The 17,886-nt window shown below is 35.5% G+C and carries 22 protein-coding genes and 1 other annotated feature; all 22 genes read left to right on the top strand.

Annotation, left to right across the window (positions count from 1 at the left end; all coding sequences use genetic code 11):
- Positions 1 to 166: 166 nt before the first annotated feature.
- The 22 genes from MHI02_RS12710 to tgt all read left to right on the top strand — a co-directional run bounded on the left by MHI02_RS12710 (position 167) and on the right by tgt (position 17,828).
- On the top strand, positions 167 to 1,207 hold the full coding sequence (locus MHI02_RS12710) for a rod shape-determining protein (protein WP_047183714.1): 1,041 nt from the start codon (positions 167 to 169) through the stop codon (positions 1,205 to 1,207).
- Between the two features lie 12 nt (positions 1,208 to 1,219).
- Positions 1,220 to 2,098, top strand: a complete 879-nt coding sequence (gene mreC, locus MHI02_RS12705; RefSeq protein WP_047183715.1) for a rod shape-determining protein MreC — start codon at positions 1,220 to 1,222, stop codon at positions 2,096 to 2,098.
- Positions 2,095 to 2,622 carry a rod shape-determining protein MreD gene (gene mreD, locus MHI02_RS12700; RefSeq protein ID WP_047183716.1) on the top strand — a complete coding sequence of 176 codons (528 nt, stop codon included), beginning with the start codon at positions 2,095 to 2,097 and terminating at the stop codon, positions 2,620 to 2,622. Before mreC ends, mreD begins: the two co-directional genes overlap by 4 nt.
- Before the next feature lie 67 nt (positions 2,623 to 2,689).
- Positions 2,690 to 3,376, top strand: a complete 687-nt coding sequence (gene minC, locus MHI02_RS12695; protein WP_047183717.1) for a septum site-determining protein MinC — start codon at positions 2,690 to 2,692, stop codon at positions 3,374 to 3,376.
- The gene (minD, locus tag MHI02_RS12690) at positions 3,369 to 4,169 is read left to right on the top strand and encodes a septum site-determining protein MinD (protein ID WP_047183718.1); all 801 of its coding nucleotides are present in this window, start codon (positions 3,369 to 3,371) and stop codon (positions 4,167 to 4,169) included. Before minC ends, minD begins: the two co-directional genes overlap by 8 nt.
- Positions 4,170 to 4,277: 108 nt before the next feature.
- Positions 4,278 to 5,045 carry a M23 family metallopeptidase gene (locus tag MHI02_RS12685; RefSeq protein WP_047183719.1) on the top strand — a complete coding sequence of 256 codons (768 nt, stop codon included), beginning with the start codon at positions 4,278 to 4,280 and terminating at the stop codon, positions 5,043 to 5,045.
- Entirely contained in the window at positions 5,032 to 5,892 is an 861-nt protein-coding gene (locus MHI02_RS12680; protein WP_047183720.1) for a site-2 protease family protein, read from the top strand. Before MHI02_RS12685 ends, MHI02_RS12680 begins: the two co-directional genes overlap by 14 nt.
- Before the next feature lie 89 nt (positions 5,893 to 5,981).
- Positions 5,982 to 6,054: a sequence feature (ribosomal protein L21 leader region), on the top strand.
- Between the two features lie 12 nt (positions 6,055 to 6,066).
- A complete protein-coding gene (gene rplU / locus MHI02_RS12675) occupies positions 6,067 to 6,375 on the top strand; it encodes a 50S ribosomal protein L21 (protein WP_047183721.1) in 309 nt (102 codons plus the stop codon).
- A 12-nt stretch (positions 6,376 to 6,387) separates the two neighbouring features.
- On the top strand, positions 6,388 to 6,723 hold the full coding sequence (locus tag MHI02_RS12670) for a ribosomal-processing cysteine protease Prp (protein ID WP_047183722.1): 336 nt from the start codon (positions 6,388 to 6,390) through the stop codon (positions 6,721 to 6,723).
- Positions 6,724 to 7,005, top strand: coding sequence for a 50S ribosomal protein L27 (rpmA, locus tag MHI02_RS12665; RefSeq protein WP_047183723.1), 282 nt, complete (start codon positions 6,724 to 6,726; stop codon positions 7,003 to 7,005).
- A gap of 210 nt (positions 7,006 to 7,215) precedes the next feature.
- Complete coding sequence (locus tag MHI02_RS12660) at positions 7,216 to 7,740, top strand: Spo0B domain-containing protein (RefSeq protein WP_060667947.1); 525 nt, start codon at positions 7,216 to 7,218, stop codon at positions 7,738 to 7,740.
- 14 nt (positions 7,741 to 7,754) lie between these two features.
- Positions 7,755 to 9,035, top strand: coding sequence for a GTPase ObgE (gene obgE, locus MHI02_RS12655; RefSeq protein ID WP_047183725.1), 1,281 nt, complete (start codon positions 7,755 to 7,757; stop codon positions 9,033 to 9,035).
- A 49-nt stretch (positions 9,036 to 9,084) separates the two neighbouring features.
- Positions 9,085 to 9,939: a prephenate dehydratase gene (pheA, locus tag MHI02_RS12650; protein WP_047183726.1), complete on the top strand. Its 855-nt coding sequence runs from the start codon at positions 9,085 to 9,087 to the stop codon at positions 9,937 to 9,939.
- 245 nt (positions 9,940 to 10,184) lie between these two features.
- Positions 10,185 to 11,099 carry a SafA/ExsA family spore coat assembly protein gene (safA, locus tag MHI02_RS12645; RefSeq protein ID WP_052771606.1) on the top strand — a complete coding sequence of 305 codons (915 nt, stop codon included), beginning with the start codon at positions 10,185 to 10,187 and terminating at the stop codon, positions 11,097 to 11,099.
- A 262-nt stretch (positions 11,100 to 11,361) separates the two neighbouring features.
- Entirely contained in the window at positions 11,362 to 12,102 is a 741-nt protein-coding gene (nadE, locus tag MHI02_RS12640) for an NAD(+) synthase (protein ID WP_047183727.1), read from the top strand.
- Between the two features lie 67 nt (positions 12,103 to 12,169).
- Positions 12,170 to 12,691, top strand: a complete 522-nt coding sequence (locus tag MHI02_RS12635) for a YhcN/YlaJ family sporulation lipoprotein (RefSeq protein ID WP_047183728.1) — start codon at positions 12,170 to 12,172, stop codon at positions 12,689 to 12,691.
- Positions 12,692 to 12,808: 117 nt separating this feature from the next.
- Positions 12,809 to 13,540: a YebC/PmpR family DNA-binding transcriptional regulator gene (locus tag MHI02_RS12630; RefSeq protein ID WP_047183729.1), complete on the top strand. Its 732-nt coding sequence runs from the start codon at positions 12,809 to 12,811 to the stop codon at positions 13,538 to 13,540.
- Between the two features lie 211 nt (positions 13,541 to 13,751).
- The gene (gene ruvA / locus MHI02_RS12625; protein ID WP_047183730.1) at positions 13,752 to 14,357 is read left to right on the top strand and encodes a Holliday junction branch migration protein RuvA; all 606 of its coding nucleotides are present in this window, start codon (positions 13,752 to 13,754) and stop codon (positions 14,355 to 14,357) included.
- A gap of 23 nt (positions 14,358 to 14,380) precedes the next feature.
- Positions 14,381 to 15,385 carry a Holliday junction branch migration DNA helicase RuvB gene (gene ruvB, locus MHI02_RS12620; protein WP_047183731.1) on the top strand — a complete coding sequence of 335 codons (1,005 nt, stop codon included), beginning with the start codon at positions 14,381 to 14,383 and terminating at the stop codon, positions 15,383 to 15,385.
- Positions 15,386 to 15,387: 2 nt separating this feature from the next.
- The gene (locus MHI02_RS12615; RefSeq protein ID WP_167507315.1) at positions 15,388 to 15,579 is read left to right on the top strand and encodes a DUF2905 family protein; all 192 of its coding nucleotides are present in this window, start codon (positions 15,388 to 15,390) and stop codon (positions 15,577 to 15,579) included.
- 38 nt (positions 15,580 to 15,617) lie between these two features.
- On the top strand, positions 15,618 to 16,649 hold the full coding sequence (gene queA / locus MHI02_RS12610) for a tRNA preQ1(34) S-adenosylmethionine ribosyltransferase-isomerase QueA (protein ID WP_047183732.1): 1,032 nt from the start codon (positions 15,618 to 15,620) through the stop codon (positions 16,647 to 16,649).
- A 33-nt stretch (positions 16,650 to 16,682) separates the two neighbouring features.
- A complete protein-coding gene (gene tgt, locus MHI02_RS12605) occupies positions 16,683 to 17,828 on the top strand; it encodes a tRNA guanosine(34) transglycosylase Tgt (protein ID WP_047183733.1) in 1,146 nt (381 codons plus the stop codon).
- Positions 17,829 to 17,886 lie beyond the last annotated feature (58 nt).

Raw genomic sequence — 17,886 nt, 5'->3', positions numbered from 1 at the left:
ATAGACTAAAAATGTAGCGCCTCTTTCGATGTTATATTGAATTTGGCGCTTCTTAAGATGTAATGACGGTTTTGCATGAAAAAACAGGAATGTTTGCATCTTCCAAATTTAATCGATATAGTTAATCTGTTATACGTTGATGAAGGAACCAGAGAGGAAGATATATTTGGGACAATTGAGCTTTTCACAGGATTTCGGAATTGATTTAGGTACTGCCAATACATTAGTTTTTGTGAAGGGAAAAGAGATAGTAGTTAGAGAGCCATCTGTCGTTGCAAAAAATAATGAAACTGGTGAGGTAGAGGCAGTTGGAATAGCTGCTAAAAATATGATTGGTCGTACACCAGGGAATATTTCTGTTATTCGCCCGATGAAGGATGGTGTTATTGCTGATTACGATACGACTTCTATAATGATGAAATATTACATAAAAAAAGCGATGAAAAATCGTTCGTTATTTGCTAGAAAGCCTAATGTTATGGTTTGTGTACCTTCTGGGATAACAATGGTTGAAGAACGGGCTGTAATAGATGCTACAAAACAAGCTGGTGCAAAAGAGGCCTTTCCAATTTCTGAACCTTTTGCAGCTGCAATTGGGTCTGGCTTACCGGTTTGGGAACCAACTGGCAGTATGATTGTTGATATTGGCGGAGGAACAACTGAGGTAGCGGTTATTTCGTTAGGTGGAATTGTAACTAGTCAATCCATCCGTGTAGCTGGAGATAATATGGACGAAGCAATTATTAATTATATACGTAAACAATATAGTTTATTAATTGGAGAAAGATCTGCAGAATCCATTAAGATGGAAATTGGATCTGCAAATAATCAGTTAGAAGATGCCGAACTAGATATAAGAGGACGAGATTTAATAACTGGTTTACCAAAGACTATAACAATTACTTCAAAAGAAATTGCGACATCCCTGAAAGATACAGTGGATTCCATTGTTGAAGCCGTGAAGGCAACATTGGAAACAACCCCACCTGAATTAGCCGCGGATATAATGGATCGTGGAATTGTTTTATCTGGTGGAGGTGCATTATTAAAAAACATAGACAAAGTAATAAGCGATGAGACTAAGATGCCAATATTTATTGCGGAAAATCCTTTAGATAGTGTGGCAATTGGTACGGGAAAATCTTTAGAGTTTATGAAGCATTTTCGTTCCCATCCAAATGTATCTTCTCGTCCATCTACAAATTAAGAGGGTGTAGTAATGCCATTTTTTAGAAATAAACGTTTATTAATTTTTTTAATTGGATTTATTGTGCTAGTAGCATTAATTGGGTATTCCTTAAGAGATAGGGAAAATGTTACGATTGCTGAACAAATTATTAATGATACCGTAGGATGGGTTCAAAACATTGTTCATGTACCAGTAACATTTTTCACCAACATATTTACTAATATTGATGATATTAAAAATACGTATAGTGAAAACCAAGTATTAAGAGAGCAATTGGGAGAGTATAAAGGTTTAATTTATGAAGTTCAAGAGTTAAAAGATGAAAATAAAGAACTAAGAGATCAACTTGAATTAACGGAATCCGATTTATTAAGGGACTTTCGTACAATTCCGGCCATCGTTATTTCAAGATCTCCGGAACGCTGGTTAGACGAGGTTACTATCAACAGAGGAAAACAACATGGAGTTAGGAAAAACATGGTTGTAAGAACTGCTGAAGGAATGGTTGGAAAAATTCAAACCGTACAGCAATACACATCGAAAGTGCAATTATTAACTGGGTTTGACCAATTTAACCGTATATCCGCCATGATCTCCCGTGACAAAGGTAAAGATATTTTTGGGATGGTTGAAGGGTTCGATAAGGAGACAGGCACTTTAATGTTCCGAATTATTAAAGAGTCAGACAAAAATATTAAAAAAGATGAACTTGTCGTTTCTTCCGGTATGGGGGGAGTATTCCCAGCGGGTATTGTCATTGGAAAAGTAAAAGACGTAGTACCAGATAAATATGGATTAACTAGAACAGCATTAGTGGAACCAGCTGCTGATTTATATGATATTAACCATGTGATGGTATTAGACCGTGATGCAACAGAAACAGATGTTGGAGAGGAGGAAGAGGAATGAAACGAATATATATCCTTTTATTCCTCTTTCTGTTTCTTATTTTAGAAGGTGTGGCTATAAACTTTCTACCATCTAGTATTGTGTTAGGTGATAAAATGTTTGTACCACATTGGATTTTAATCGTTTTAATCTTAATAGAGATGTTCTTTGATAGAGGAAATTCCTATAATGCTCTTATTTATGCACTCATATTCGGCTTATTAATAGACATTGTTTATACTGGTATTTTAGGTGTATACATGTTTTCCTATGGTATAGTTATATATATGGTTCATGTTTCTAAAAAATTCCTTCATGGAAATTTTTTCGTAACTCTTCTATTCAGTATTCTTGGACTTGTTGTTAGTGACTTATTAATTACATTTATTTATGATTTAGTTGGGGTTATTACGTTCAGCTGGCAGCATTACTGGTTGAACCGTTTACTTCCAACGGTACTTTTGAATATAGTATTCTTTATTATAATATATTTCTTGTTAGTTAAAAGGTTTAATAAATGGGGAAGTGAATTAAGCTGGGATTAGTTTGATAGATATATTTATCCGCCAAAATAGATAGGCAAATGGCTAGGATTAATGAGGTGAACTTATTGTGCAAGATAAGAAACAATTAATCACAATAAAAGGAACGAGGGAAGGGCTAACTCTTTTTATTGACGAAACATGTTCTTTTAGTGAAGCCATTAAGGAGCTTCATGAGAAAATAAAAAAAAATAAACCAAAAAAAGAGGATCCCATTGTATCTGTTAAAATTAAATTAGGTAACCGTTATTTACAAGATGATCAAGATAGACAACTCAGTGAAATTATAAATGAGGTTAATGGTTTTCAAATTGATTCCATTGAATCCGAGGTAATTAGAAAAGAAGATGCTTTAAAATGGAAAGAAGATAGTGAAATAAAAGTTATTAATCGTATCGTTCGATCGGGTCAAGAATTAGAGGTAAAAGGTGATTTACTCTTAATTGGTGATGTTAATCCTGGAGGGAAGGTAATTTCGACTGGAAATATCTATATCATGGGGAGTTTATTTGGAATTGCTCATGCAGGTGTAGAAGGCGATCGTAACTCTTGTATCGTAGCTTCTTATATGAAACCGTCGCAGCTTAGAATAGCTGACTATATTAGTCGGGCTCCTGACTATGAATCCGAGGGCGTGTATATGGAGTGTGGTCTTGTAGATGAGGAACAAGACAAGATCATCATTGACAGGCTGCAAATTCTTTTACATAAGAGTAAAGAATTGGGCAGATTTGAAAGGAGAGTACAGAATGGGTGAAGCAATCGTTATTACCTCTGGCAAGGGCGGTGTTGGTAAAACTACTACATCGGCTAATATAGGAACAGCTCTAGCTTTAATGGAGAAAAAAGTGTGTTTAATAGATACGGATATTGGCTTAAGAAATCTTGATGTTATTATGGGATTAGAAAATCGCATCATCTATGATATCGTCGATGTTATAGAAGAACGTTGTAAATTAAAGCAAGCACTTATTAAGGATAAGCGTTTTGATTATTTATCATTGCTTCCTGCTGCGCAAACTAGTGATAAGTCAGCTGTTACACAAGAAGGAATGAAAAAGATAATAGCGGAATTAAAACAAGAGTATGATTACATAATTATTGATTGTCCTGCTGGTATAGAGCAAGGATTTCAAAATGCTGTTGCAGGAGCTGATCGAGCAATAGTTGTTACAACACCAGAGAAATCTAGCGTTAGGGATGCCGACCGGATTATTGGTTTACTAGAAAAAGAGGAAATGAAGGATTCGCCAAGGCTCATTATCAATCGTATTCGGAACCATATGGTGAAATCTGGTGACATGATTGATATTGATGATATAGTTCAATTACTTTCTATTGATTTAATTGGTATTGTTGTAGATGATGAAGAAGTTATTAAAGCATCCAATAGAGGGGAACCGGTTGCTTTAACCCCAAATAGGAAGGCATCCATAGCTTACCGTAATATTGCACGTAGAATTTTAGGGGAAACAGTCCCATTACAATCATTAGAAAATGAAAAAGGTATGTTTCAAAAAGTGAAGAAATTTTTTGGAATAAGATCCTAATTTAAAGGATGTAATGAATACTTTCATTGCATCTTTTTTATTTTTTCTTCATATGTCCTTTAAAGTCACATATACTTGTACAAATGTTTATGAAGGATAGTGAGGCTTATGGATAGAGGAGTAAAGAAAGTTAGAAAGGCAATTGAAAAACGTAAGAAGTTAAGGGGTTCGATTTCAAAAGGAAGTGATATGAAAAAGATTTATCCAGCATTTCCGCAAGACGAAGAAAAGCATGGTTTTTATCCTTTCTTTTCAGAAGAAGTAAGTCCATCGGAAAAAAAGGGAACCTTGGTGACTGGTTTTATTTTAAAGGGAATGTTGTCTGTTATGTTATTTTTAGGAGTAGCATTGCTTCAAAACACGGATTCCGAAGCTCTTGATGCGCCTAAACAATGGACAAGCGGTGCTCTTACAAAGGAATTTCCTTTTGCACAAGTAAATGAATGGTATCGTGATACATTTGGAAACCCTTTAGCTTTTTCACCAGAATTACCCCCGCAAACGCAAGCAGCGGAAACAATGGCGCTTCCAGTTAGTGGGAATATAACAGAGTCATTTCATGTAAACGGGAAAGGAATAAAAATTGCTCCAGAAGAAACAACGGAGGTTTCCGCATTACGTGATGGAATTGTCATATTTGCTGGAAAAGATAAAGAAACTGAGAAAACCGTGATTGTACAGCATGCAGATGGAACTACATCTAGTTATGGTTATTTAAGTGATATTGATGTTCATTTATACCAATTCGTTGTAAACAATCAACCATTGGGAACATTTCAGCCATCTAGTGATAATGAAATGGTTTATTTTTCAATCGAAAAGGATAATAAATTTATTGATCCAGTCCAGGTGATTCAGGTTGATGAAAAGCCTTAATATTTTACCTAAAATTCATTTACACCCTATATTAATTATTTTCATTATCATTTCTGTTATCACTGGAACATTTATCGATTTGTCTATTATTTTATCCATCGTTTTTATTCATGAGCTGGGCCACTTTTTGATGGCAAGGCATTTTAAATGGCGAATACGGGGAATCATGTTGTGGGTTTTTGGAGGGGTATTGGATACAGATGAACACGGCAATCGTTCTATAAAAGAAGAAGCACTTGTAACGGTAGCGGGGCCATTTCAGCACGTAATCATACACCTGCTTTTATTTTTTTTAGCCTTTACCCCATTAGTGCCAGAAAATATCATGGATACAGCAATCCATTATAATTCTATCATTCTATTGTTTAACTTAATACCGATATGGCCTTTGGATGGTGGTAAATTATTAATGTTAATCCTATCTAAATATTTACCATATAAGAAGGCTTATGAAACCACTATCATTTCATCCATCATATTAAGTATCGTTTTCCTAATCCTACAACTCGTCTTTTTTCCATTTACTTTAAGTACAATGATGATCATGCTTTTTTTAATAGTGGAAAATTGGAAAGACTGGAAACAGAGATATTTTGTATTTATTCGTTTTTTGTTGAATCGATATGAGGGCTCTTCACATGTTGCAAAGGTTGAACCTATAAAAGTACCATCCGATTTGAAATTGATGGATGTATTTTCCAAATTTAGAAGGGAAATCAAACATTCCATCTATATCAACTTTGCAAATAGTGATAGAATTGTTGTAGATGAAACGGACTGTCTGTACTCTTATTTTAATGATAAACAATATAATAGCCAGATTGGGGAAGTCTTTGTCACGTCTTAACTGGCTAAATGAAGTTATACAGTATAGCCAACTTCTTCTTGACAAGAAACTCTATAGATGATAACATCAATATGTTATTTATCGTAGCACCAGTGCTACAACCGCACAGAATAGGTGATAAAACTACTAGTTAGTACCTAAATGGCGAGTCTGAGTAATTGAGGAGGTGCAATTATGTACGCAATTATCGAAACAGGTGGTAAACAATTCAAGGTTGAAGAAGGCCAAGCAATTTATGTAGAAAAGCTTGCTGCAGGTGAAAATGAATCTGTAACTTTTGATAAAGTTCTTTTCGTAGGTGGAGATGACGCTAAAGTCGGAGCTCCTTTCGTTGAAGGTGCTACTGTTACGGCTAAAGTTGAAAAACATGGTCGACAAAAGAAAATTTCAGTAATTAAATTCAAACCTAAGAAAAACTATCATCGTAAACAAGGTCATCGTCAACCATATACTAAATTAGTAATCGAAAAAATTAATGCATAAGGATATAAGTGTATGATTCAAGTTACTGTATATCGGCTAAAAAATCAAATAAATGCATTTGAACTTTCTGGACATGCTGGAAGTGGTCCATATGGATTTGATCTGGTGTGCGCAGGAGTTTCAGCAGTTTCATTTGGTGCTGTTAATGCAGTAATGGAATTGTGTGAATTGGAATTAGGAATTGAACAAGGCTCAGAAGGTGGTTATTTATATGTAACCATACCGGATGAACTTGACTCTTCTATTATGAACAAAGTACAACTTCTCTTCGAAGGGATGCTTATTTCCTTAAAGACTATTGAGCAAGATTATGGTGATTTCATTCAAATAAAAGAGGAGGTGGAATAAATGCTACGTTTAGACTTACAGTTTTTCGCAACGAAAAAGGGTGTTGGTAGTTCTAAGAACGGTCGTGACTCTGAAGCAAAACGCCTTGGTGCAAAACGTGCTGATGGTCAATTCGTAACTGGTGGTTCAATTTTATACCGTCAACGCGGTACAAAAATTTACCCTGGTGAGAATGTAGGCCGCGGTGGGGATGATACACTTTTTGCTAAAGTTGATGGTGTTGTAAAATTCGAACGCTATGGTCGTGATCGCAAAAAGGTTAGTGTTTATCCAGCCGTATAAGAAGCGTAAAAAATAAAACTCCAGCCAAATTGTTGGTTGGAGTTTTTTGTTGGTTTAGGAAATTATAAAATTTATGCATGTGGATAATTATTCAGAAAAGGCCACGTCCGGCTCCAGCGCCTTTGTTCTTTCAATTGCTTTTTGAACAAACTCTTCATGTTAATTCTCTTCATTTTCTGCTATACTTTCATCATGGTGGGGGGAGAGAAAATGAAAGATCTTGAAGTTATACAACTGCTTCAGCATTATCGACACGATTTACTGAATCAACTTCAACTTGTTCAAGGTTACTTATCTATGGGGAAAACCAATAAAGTAGAAGAAAAGTTGGAGGAGTTATTTTCGCTCTTAAACGAGGAAAGAAAACTAACAATATTGCAAACACCAAAATTTGCATTATGGCTTATTCAATTTAATCACATTTACAAAAACTTTCGAATTACATATACAATTGATATTGAAAATCAAAACCTTGAACATCTCGATGAAATTTTATTAACAGAATGTAAAGAGTTCATGGAATACATGAAGAAAATTTCTGATGGGGATCAGTTATATGAAATGGAATTAACCATAAAAGAAACAGAAGATAAACAAAGTATTGAAACTTGCTTTTTTATTGATGGTCTTGTGAATAAGTCTCATACTTTGGATATTAATGAAGAAAATAATAAAGGAAGCATATATGAAACTGAAGATGGAATAGTAAGACGATTTATTACTCCAAAGATATAGTGAGGTGAGTCTGAATGTTTGTAGATCAGGTACGAGTATACGTAAAAGCTGGTGATGGAGGGAACGGCCTTGTCGCCTACCGCAGAGAAAAATATGTACCAAAAGGCGGCCCAGCTGGTGGTGATGGAGGAAATGGTGCTGATATTATATTTGAAGTAGATGAAGGGCTTAACACATTGATGGACTTCCGATATAACCGCCATTTCAAGGGTAAACGTGGGGAAAATGGTATGAGTAAGAATCAGCACGGAAAAAATGCTGAACCATTAGTTATTCCTGTTCCACCAGGTACTACTGTTATGGATGAAGATACAGAAGAAGTGATTGCCGATCTAACTACACAAGGTCAAAGAGCGATAATTGTACATGGTGGTCGTGGTGGTCGAGGAAACTCAAGGTTTGCTACACCGAGAAATCCTGCTCCAGACTTTGCAGAAAATGGTGAGCCAGGGGAAGAACGAAACATAAAAGTAGAGTTAAAAGTAATTGCGGATGTTGGGCTTGTTGGTTTCCCAAGTGTAGGGAAGTCAACATTTATTTCTGTAGTTAGTGCTGCAAAACCCAAAATTGCAGATTATCATTTTACAACGCTATCACCAAATTTAGGGGTTGTTGATACCGAAGACCATCGTAGTTTTGTCATGGCAGATTTACCGGGGTTGATTGAGGGTGCGCATGCGGGTGTTGGTTTAGGACATCAATTTCTTCGTCATGTAGAACGTACGAGATTAATCGTACATGTTATAGACATGGCTAGTATGGAAGGAAGAGATCCGTACGAAGATTATGTGAAAATAAATAATGAATTAAAAGAATACGATCCTAGTTTGTTAAAGCGTCCGCAAATTATTGCGGCAAACAAAATGGACATGCCAAGTGCAAAAGAAAACCTTGTTGAATTTAAGGGTAAATTAAACGAAGATATACCGATTTTTGAAATCTCTGCATTGACCAAAGAAGGCCTTCGGGAAATACTCTTTGCAATTGCAGATAAATTAGACTCGATACCGAAAGTTTCAACTGAGTTGGAAGAGACAGATAAAGAAGTTGTTTATCGATATCAAAAAGAAGAAGAACCTTTTCAAATTTCTAGAGATGACGACGGTGCATTTGTACTATCCGGTGCAAAAATAGAAAAACTCTTTAAGATGACAGATTTTGCAAGAGATGAAGCAATACAACGTTTTTCACGTCAGCTACGAACAATGGGAGTAGATGATGCCCTTAGAAAACGTGGTGCTAAAGATGGTGATACGATACGTCTATTAGATTTTGAATTTGAATTTATAGAATAAATAGAGGTTTTACTAATAGGGTTTTGGTAGTAACAAGGGGGAAGAGATTTTGACTACAATAGGATATTTAGGTCCAAAGGGAACATTTACAAAATTAGTAACCGATTTAGCATTTAATGGCGAAGAAAAAATTAGTTATAAGACAATTCCACAATGTATGGATGCTGTTGAAAAAAATGAAGTAGATATTGCTGTAGTACCTATCGAGAACGCAATCGAAGGTACAGTCCTGTTAACTTTAGATTATTTAGTTCACCAAGTAAATTTACCGGTAGAAGCAGAAGTGGTTCTTCCAATTCAACAGCATTTACTTGTTCATCCAAACTTTGAAGGTGACATTTCAGATCTTAAAGAGGTTCATTCACATAATCAAGCAATCGCCCAATGTCACCAATTTCTTCATGAAAATATGCCAAATGCAACAATCAACTTTGCTTCCTCTACTGGAGGAGCAGCGGAATTTGTTAGTAAATTAGATGATAAGCCTATTGCTGCGATTGCTAATAAACTAGCTGCCAGGGAATATGGTTTAAAGATTTTAAAAGAAAATATTCATGATTATAAAGAAAATCATACAAGATTTTTTGTCTTAACAAAAAATAAACAATTGTTGAACTTAAATCATGAAAAAAAAGGAGAGAAAACGACGCTAGTTATTACCTTGCCTGATGATTTGCCGGGGGCCTTACATCAAATACTTTCTGCTTTTGCTTGGCGTAAAATGAACTTATCTAAAATTGAGTCACGTCCAACTAAAACAGGATTAGGTAACTATTTCTTTGTAATTGATGTCGTGCAACCAGATAATGATGTTCTCATTCCAAATGTCATTCAGGAAGTGGAAGCCTTAGGATGCCAAGTGAATATATTGGGGACTTATCCTGTTTATCAAATGAATCCATAATGCTTACCGTTGACCAATAATATGGTTAACGGTTTTTCTTTTATAAAACTTAGGCAACACCAAGTTTCCCGTGTAGTGAATAAAGTATAAACTTTCTACCCGGCATAAGTGACAACTAGGACATTTGCTTCAAAACCTAGGAAACGCCCCAAGTTTTCTAATAGTATGGGTCAACATTTTATACTTTGATGCATATGTTGATATAGTAATTAGCCCAGCTATTAATGAAAGGAGTTTGGTCCGTTTTGAAAATACACATTGTTCAAAAGGGAGATACGTTGTGGGAACTATCCAAAAAATATGGGGTAGACTTTGAGGAATTAAAACAGGTAAACTCTCAATTAGCCAGTCCCGATATGATTATGCCAGGGATGAAAATTAAAATACCTAGTGCAACGAAGGCGGTGAAAAAGGAAACTAAAAAAGAGACCTTCGTAAAAGAAAAACCAAAAGAAACGCAAAAGCCATTTAAGGAAATGTCCCCTAAACCAATGCCTGTAATCCATGAAGATGAAAAGGAGAAAAAAGAATATGTAAAACCTGTAATGCCGATACAACCTCAGTTGCCAATGCAGCCATTTACACAAATGCCAATTATTGATCAAGACTTTGAGTTTAATTTTAATCAAATTGCAAAACCTAAACAGGAAGTTAAACAAGAGGTTAAAAAAGAGAAAGTAAAAAAAGAGGCAAAAGAAGTTAAGGAGCATCATAAAGAGAAGCCAGTTCAACCGCAAATGCCAGTTCAACCACAAATGCCAATTCAACCACAATTACCAATACAGCAGCCTATGATGCAACAGCCGATATTCCAACCAATGCCACAGATGATTCCTTGCTGCTATTTTGTTCCATGTCCTCCACCTTGCTTTCATCATCCGATGATGATGCCAGAAGCATTTATGCCTGCAACTACTTTACCAGCTTACCAACAACCGGATGAGTGTGGATGTGGCGGGCAGGAAATGCCGACATTTGAGAATTATCCAACATATGATATGAATGCAAATTATCAGCCCATGTTATACGCAAATCAATCAATGGATATGATGAACCCACCTAATTTTCCAAATGTAGATCCAACTGCTTCATATCCAGTCCCACCAACATTTCCAAATTTCTCCACATTTCAAAGAGAAGAAGATGAGGATGAACAATAATAACCTTTTTAAGAGACGTTATGTGTAAAACGTCTCTTTATTTTTTAAACGGGCAATAAGTCACCCACTCCGAACTTCTAGGAAACAAAGAAGGAAGGTGGAGATCAACTTGCGATAAGTCTTCTTTATCCCCTTATATGGTATAATTATTAAATGTCTGTACATATTACTTTAAAGAATGCTAAAAATTTGTTGGAAGATTGTAGTTTTGATAAAATTATCCAAAGAGATAGATTTGTTTCTTACCTAAAGGGGGATAAACTTGGAAAAGTATGTAGAGAAAATCGTCGAATGGTTAAAACAAAAACTAATTGATACAGGTGCAAAAGGCTTCGTAGTAGGTGTTAGTGGTGGAATAGATTCTGCTGTAGTTGCAAATTTAATCAAATTAGCGGCTCCAGAACATTCCCTAGGCGTATTACTACCCATTTATACAAAATCAGAGCATATGACAGATGGGATTAAAGTAATTGAAACATGCGGAATTAACTCCATGACCATTGATTTAACGGAAACCCACAAAGTAATGTATTCGCATATTAAACATCAATTGGACGAAAAAAATGAATTTAATGAATCATCAGATCAGATTGCAGGTGCTAACTTAAGAGCAAGATTACGTATGAGCGCATTATATACTGTTGCAACGAATTACAATTATTTAGTTGTTGGTACTGATAATGCGGCAGAATGGTATACGGGTTATTTCACCAAATATGGTGACGGTGGGGTAGATATACATCCACTTGTTGACTTCACTAAATCAGAGGTCCGGGAAATGGCGAAGTATTTGAATGTACCAGAAGAAGTTATAACAAAAGCACCTAGTGCAGATCTTTGGGAAGATCAAACGGATGAAAATGAAATGGGAACAACTTATGACCGTATTGATGCTTATCTAAGAGGTGAGTCTGTACCAGAAGAAGATAAGCAGATAATAGAGAGGCTTCATAAACAGTCTGAACATAAGAGAGTAGGAATACCCCAATTTAAGAGAAGTTAAAATTGGTAACCTTTTACTGTGTAATATAACCTCCCTGATACAAACTATTCGTAAGGGAGGTTGTTTCATGTTTAAAAGAAAAGTATTCATCGTTTTTGGTGCAACCCTCATGCTACTTGGATGTAGTGATAATAATGCATTAGATAATTCGAATAATGATACGAACATCGACACTGCACCAGTACGATATGAATCTCGACAAGAGCAAAATGAAAGAAGAGGGTTAACCAATCAATTATCACCAGAACAAGATGGTTCTCCACTAAATGAACAAACTAATATGGAGGATAATTTTACGGACCCATACACAAATGAAGAAGCTGTTCATATATACAATGAATTGATGAAGCGGGAAGAAATAATGCAGGCTCAAGTAGCTTCCACAGAAGATCGCATCATTGTTTCTGTCATGTTTAAAAAGCAACATTTTAACCATGAATCTAAACCAAACGGAATGGATGTAGAAAATGCTGTAAGGGAGATTGTTCCAAATACCAAAAAGGATATTGTCGTTTATACAGATAATATTGAATGGGATAAACGGAAGAATGATAATGCAAGAATGAAGGATAGACAAAATAATGAATAAGCATCCAAGTATGGGTGGCCGACCTTGAGAACCTTTGCATCTGCAAAGGTTTTGCTTTTATATATGTGCAATTTTTGATATAGTATATAGGGAAATTTCAAGAGAGGAGAATGCCCCATGGCTGGTCATTCTAAATGGAAAAATATTCAAAGCAGAAAAAACGCACAAGATGCAAAAAAAGGTAAAATTTTTATGCGACATGCAAAAAATATATACACTGCCGCTAAGTTAGGTGGCGCCGACTTAACTACTAACAATGCTTTAAGAACTGCAATCGATAAAGCGAAAGCAGATAATATGCCAAATGATAATATTGAGCGAAATATTAAAAAAGCTACTGGAGATTTAGATGGAGCTAATTATGAAGAAATTACGTATGAAGGATATGGCCCAGGTGGAGTTGCGGTAATCGTTCATGCGCTTACAGATAATAAAAATCGTACTGCTTCCGAAGTAAGACATGCATTTAAGAAAAATGGTGGAAACTTGGGGGAAACTGGTAGTGTATCCTTTATGTTTGACAGAAAAGGGTATATAGTTATTTCTAATGAAGATGGTAAGATTGATGAAGATGAGTTAACACTTGACGCACTGGAAGCGGGAGCGGAAGATATTCAAATGGAAGATGGGGCTTATGAAATATTTACAGAACCCGAGAACTTTCAGGAAGTTGTAAATCAATTATCAGAATCAGGTTATCACATCGAGGATAGTGAAGTTACATTAATTCCTCAAACCTATAATAGTGTATCTGAAGAAGATGCTGAAAAAATGCAAACTCTTATAGAAACGTTAGAAGATAATGAGGATGTTCAAGATATCCATCACAATTTAGAAGAAACGGATTGAGCAATAAACTTCTATTTCTAGTTTAGAAATAGAAGTTTATTGTGTTAGACATTGTTCAAAAAGACAATTCTAAGGACCTTCGACTAATTTTCGTCACGTCCTTGAAAAAGAAAAGCACTTTTTCAGCGTGCGATGTACAAATACTGGAGTATTCCTTTTTGAACACGCACTATTATTTCATTCATGATAAAATATAGTTGGGGGGACGTCATTGATAGCTTATATAAAAGGTAAAATGGTGAAAATACAAGAAGATTCCGTCGTTATTGATGTTAATGGAATTGGTTATGAGATTATTTGTGCCAATCCATTTTCATTTCAATCATTTATGAATAAGGAAGCAATAGTTCATACATATCATTATGTTCGTGAAGATAGTCAAATACTATATGGCTTTAAAAATGAAGATGAGAAATATTTATTTATTAAGTTAATTTCTGTGTCAGGAATTGGACCTAAAGGCGCGTTAGGTATTTTAGGATCAGTAGATATTCCTGCGTTCGTAAGTGCCATTGAACAAGAAGATGATAAATTTTTAACGACATTTCCTGGTGTTGGTAAGAAAACAGCCAGACAAATCATTTTAGATTTAAAAGGGAAACTTAATTTATCCTTCTCTATTGGAATAGATCAAGAACAGGATTCAGAGGAAGCTAAGGTAGATTATCAAACTATTAATGAAGTACAAGAAGTACTCAAATCCCTAGGATACTCAGATAAAGAGATAAGATTAATTCTACCAGAACTTAAAAAGGAACCTAATCTTAATGTAGATGAAGCTGTACGGAAAGCATTATCATTGTTAATGAAGGGCTAAGCTAAGAACAGGGGGGAATCGACGTGGATGAACGGATGGTAGCAGGTGAAATGCAAGATGACGATTTATCCATAGAACAAAGTCTTCGTCCAATACGATTAAATCAATATATTGGTCAAGATAAAGTAAAAGAAAACCTACAAATCTTTATCAAAGCTGCAAAAATGCGTGAAGAACCGTTAGATCATGTGCTACTCTATGGACCTCCTGGATTGGGAAAAACAACATTAGCTGCTATTATTGCAAATGAAATGGGTGTTCATTTTCGTTCCACATCAGGCCCCGCTATAGAGAGAGCTGGAGATTTAGCGGCTATCTTGTCTTCGTTAGAGCCTGGCGATGTTTTATTTATAGATGAAATTCATCGTTTACCACGAACGGTTGAAGAGGTTTTATATCCTGCTATGGAAGATTTCTTCCTAGATATTGTAATAGGAACTGGACCTAGTGCCAGATCAGTTCGGATAGACTTACCACCTTTTACATTAGTTGGCGCAACAACGAGAGCGGGTCTACTTTCAGCCCCATTAAGGGATAGATTTGGGGTTCTTTCTAGATTGGAATTTTATGATGCCAATCATTTACAATCTATTGTGGAACGGACTGCAGAAATTTTTCAAACATCGATAACGAAAGAAGCCGCATTCGAAGTTGCTAAACGGTCTAGAGGAACCCCTAGAATTGCAAATCGGCTGCTCAAGCGGATTCGAGATATTTCCCAGGTGAAAGGGGAAGAAGAAATAAGTTTAGAAACGACTAATCAAGCTTTAAACATGTTACAAGTGGATGAAGTTGGCTTAGATCATACCGATCATAAATTACTAAAGGGTATCATAGAAGGATTTCGGGGTGGACCAGTGGGACTAGATACAATAGCGGCGACAATTGGGGAAGAGTCACAGACCATTGAAGATGTGTATGAACCATATTTATTGCAACTTGGATTTATCCAACGGACACCAAGAGGAAGAGTAGTTACAGATAAAGCTTATCAACATTTTGGTATGAAAGGGCATGAGGATAAGTGAATTTGGGAAAACTCTTTATTATACTCGGTATTATTTTCCTAGTTATCGGCATCATATGGACCTTTATTGGCAGATTACCCGGTGATATTCATTTTAAAGTCAGGAATGTTTCCTTTTATTTTCCGATTGTAACATCCATTGTTATAAGTATTATATTAACGATAATATTCTCAATAATAGGCCGCTTTCGATAAGAAATTGTGATAAATCAACAAGAGTAAGGAGTTTTAGCATGAACATAGAAGATTTTGATTATCATTTACCAGAAGAATTAATTGCACAAACACCTTTAAAAGATCGAACTTCATCGCGCCTATTAGTATTAGATAGACAAACGAAGAATGTGAAACATGAACATTTTTCAGATATTAAAAAATATCTGAAACCAGGAGATTGCCTCGTACTTAATAATACAAAAGTACTTCCGGCAAGATTATACGGTATAAAAGAAGACACAGGGGCAAAAATCGAAGTCTTATTACTACACCAAAAAGAAGAAGATACATGGGAAGTTCTTACCAAACCAGCCAAAAAGGTGAAAAAAGGGACTGTCTTGGTTTTTGGAGATGGATTACTTCAAGCGACCTGTGTGGGCTTTAAGGAACATGGTGGAAGAATATTAGAATTTAGTTATGATGGAATTTTTTATGAAGTTTTGGATCAACTTGGTGAAATGCCATTACCTCCGTATATTAAAGAACAATTACCAGAAGAAGATAAGGATCGATATCAAACGGTATATGCAAAAGAGGAAGGATCGGCTGCAGCTCCAACAGCAGGATTACATTTCACTTCCGAATTATTAAATGAAATAAAAGAGATGGGAGTTACAATCGCTTTTATTACGTTGCATGTAGGATTAGGTACATTCAGACCAGTTAGTGTTGATAAAATAGAGGAACATGAGATGCATTCCGAATTTTATCAGATGACAAAGGAAACAGCAGATACGTTAAATAAAGTTAAAGAAAATGGTGGAAGAATTATTTCTGTTGGAACAACTTCTACAAGAACACTGGAAACGATACGAAGAGACCATGATAAATTTGTTGAAACAAGTGGATGGACTGATATTTTCATATATCCTCCATACGAATTTAAAGCAATTGATGGATTAATTACGAATTTCCATTTACCTAAATCAACACTTATTATGCTTGTCAGTGCACTAGTTGATAAGGATACCATTCTAAGAGCATATAATGAAGCGGTAGAAGAACGTTATCGTTTCTTTAGTTTTGGGGATGCAATGTTAATCTTATAGTAAGTGTTAAAAAAAAGAGGAAGTAAAGGACGTATGAAATTGACACCAATAACATATGAATTAATTAAAATAGATAAGCAAACTGGGGCAAGACTTGGGCGAGTTCATACACCCCATGGATCGTTTGATACACCTACGTTTATGCCAGTAGGAACGTTAGCGACTGTAAAAACAATGAGCCCAGAAGAATTGGAGAGTATGAATGCAAATATCATACTTTCCAATACGTATCATTTGTGGTTAAGACCTGGTGAAGATATTATTCGCGAAGCAGGTGGACTTCATAAATTTATGAACTGGGATGGTGCTATTTTAACGGATTCAGGTGGATTCCAAGTTTTTAGCTTAAGTGACATGAGGGAAATTAAAGAAGAAGGTGTACATTTCCGTAATCATTTGAATGGCGAAAAATTATTCCTTTCACCCGAAAAAGCAATGGAAATTCAGAACGCCTTAGGATCAGATATTATGATGGCTTTTGATGAATGTCCACCATATCCAGCCACCCATGAATATATGAAATCATCTGTAGAAAGAACTTCAAGATGGGCAGAAAGATGTTTAGAGGCACATAAACGAAAAGATGTACAAGGACTATTTGGTATTGTACAAGGTGGAGAATTTGAAGATTTAAGAAAACAAAGTGCAAATGATTTAATCTCTTTAGATTTCCCTGGTTATGCAATAGGTGGATTATCTGTTGGGGAACCAAAAGATGTGATGAATCGCGTTTTAGAGTTTACAACACCGTTATTACCGGCGAATAAACCACGTTATCTAATGGGAGTAGGGTCTCCAGATTCTTTAATTGATGGGGCGATACGTGGAGTAGATATGTTTGACTGTGTATTGCCAACAAGAATTGCTCGTAATGGGACATGTATGACTTCAACTGGTAGATTAGTGGTTCGGAATGCGAAGTATGCTAGAGATTTCCGACCAATTGATGAAAATTGTGATTGTCATGTATGTAAAAATTATTCCCGTGCTTATATTCGTCATTTAGTAAAATGTAATGAAACATTTGGTTTTAGACTTACGACTTATCATAACCTCTATTTTCTGTTAAAATTAATGGAGCAAGTACGATTTGCGATAAGTGAAGATCGACTTGGAGATTTTAGAGAAGAATTCTTTGAACAATATGGCTTTAATAAGCCAGATGCAAAGAACTTTTAAGTGTGTGTTCAAAAATGAGGATGAAAAGGACCGAGATCGGCTAAATGCGATAATGTCC

It is taken from the genome of Oceanobacillus sp. FSL K6-0118, from assembly GCF_038006665.1.
Lineage (GTDB): Bacteria > Bacillota > Bacilli > Bacillales > Amphibacillaceae > Oceanobacillus > Oceanobacillus caeni.
The sequence above is the reverse complement of the archived record's forward strand: the minus strand, read 5'-3'. Positions and strand labels throughout refer to the sequence as shown.

Coding starts and splice junctions, on each gene's coding strand:
- MHI02_RS12660 (WP_060667947.1), top strand. CDS start 7,216: ATGAAAGATCTTGAAGTTATACAACTGCTTCAGCATTATCGACACGAT.
- MHI02_RS12680 (WP_047183720.1), top strand. CDS start 5,032: ATGAAAAGCCTTAATATTTTACCTAAAATTCATTTACACCCTATATTA.
- rpmA (WP_047183723.1), top strand. CDS start 6,724: ATGCTACGTTTAGACTTACAGTTTTTCGCAACGAAAAAGGGTGTTGGT.
- obgE (WP_047183725.1), top strand. CDS start 7,755: ATGTTTGTAGATCAGGTACGAGTATACGTAAAAGCTGGTGATGGAGGG.
- MHI02_RS12635 (WP_047183728.1), top strand. CDS start 12,170: ATGTTTAAAAGAAAAGTATTCATCGTTTTTGGTGCAACCCTCATGCTA.
- MHI02_RS12685 (WP_047183719.1), top strand. CDS start 4,278: ATGGATAGAGGAGTAAAGAAAGTTAGAAAGGCAATTGAAAAACGTAAG.
- mreC (WP_047183715.1), top strand. CDS start 1,220: ATGCCATTTTTTAGAAATAAACGTTTATTAATTTTTTTAATTGGATTT.
- minD (WP_047183718.1), top strand. CDS start 3,369: ATGGGTGAAGCAATCGTTATTACCTCTGGCAAGGGCGGTGTTGGTAAA.
- rplU (WP_047183721.1), top strand. CDS start 6,067: ATGTACGCAATTATCGAAACAGGTGGTAAACAATTCAAGGTTGAAGAA.
- mreD (WP_047183716.1), top strand. CDS start 2,095: ATGAAACGAATATATATCCTTTTATTCCTCTTTCTGTTTCTTATTTTA.
- MHI02_RS12670 (WP_047183722.1), top strand. CDS start 6,388: ATGATTCAAGTTACTGTATATCGGCTAAAAAATCAAATAAATGCATTT.
- MHI02_RS12630 (WP_047183729.1), top strand. CDS start 12,809: ATGGCTGGTCATTCTAAATGGAAAAATATTCAAAGCAGAAAAAACGCA.
- tgt (WP_047183733.1), top strand. CDS start 16,683: ATGAAATTGACACCAATAACATATGAATTAATTAAAATAGATAAGCAA.
- queA (WP_047183732.1), top strand. CDS start 15,618: ATGAACATAGAAGATTTTGATTATCATTTACCAGAAGAATTAATTGCA.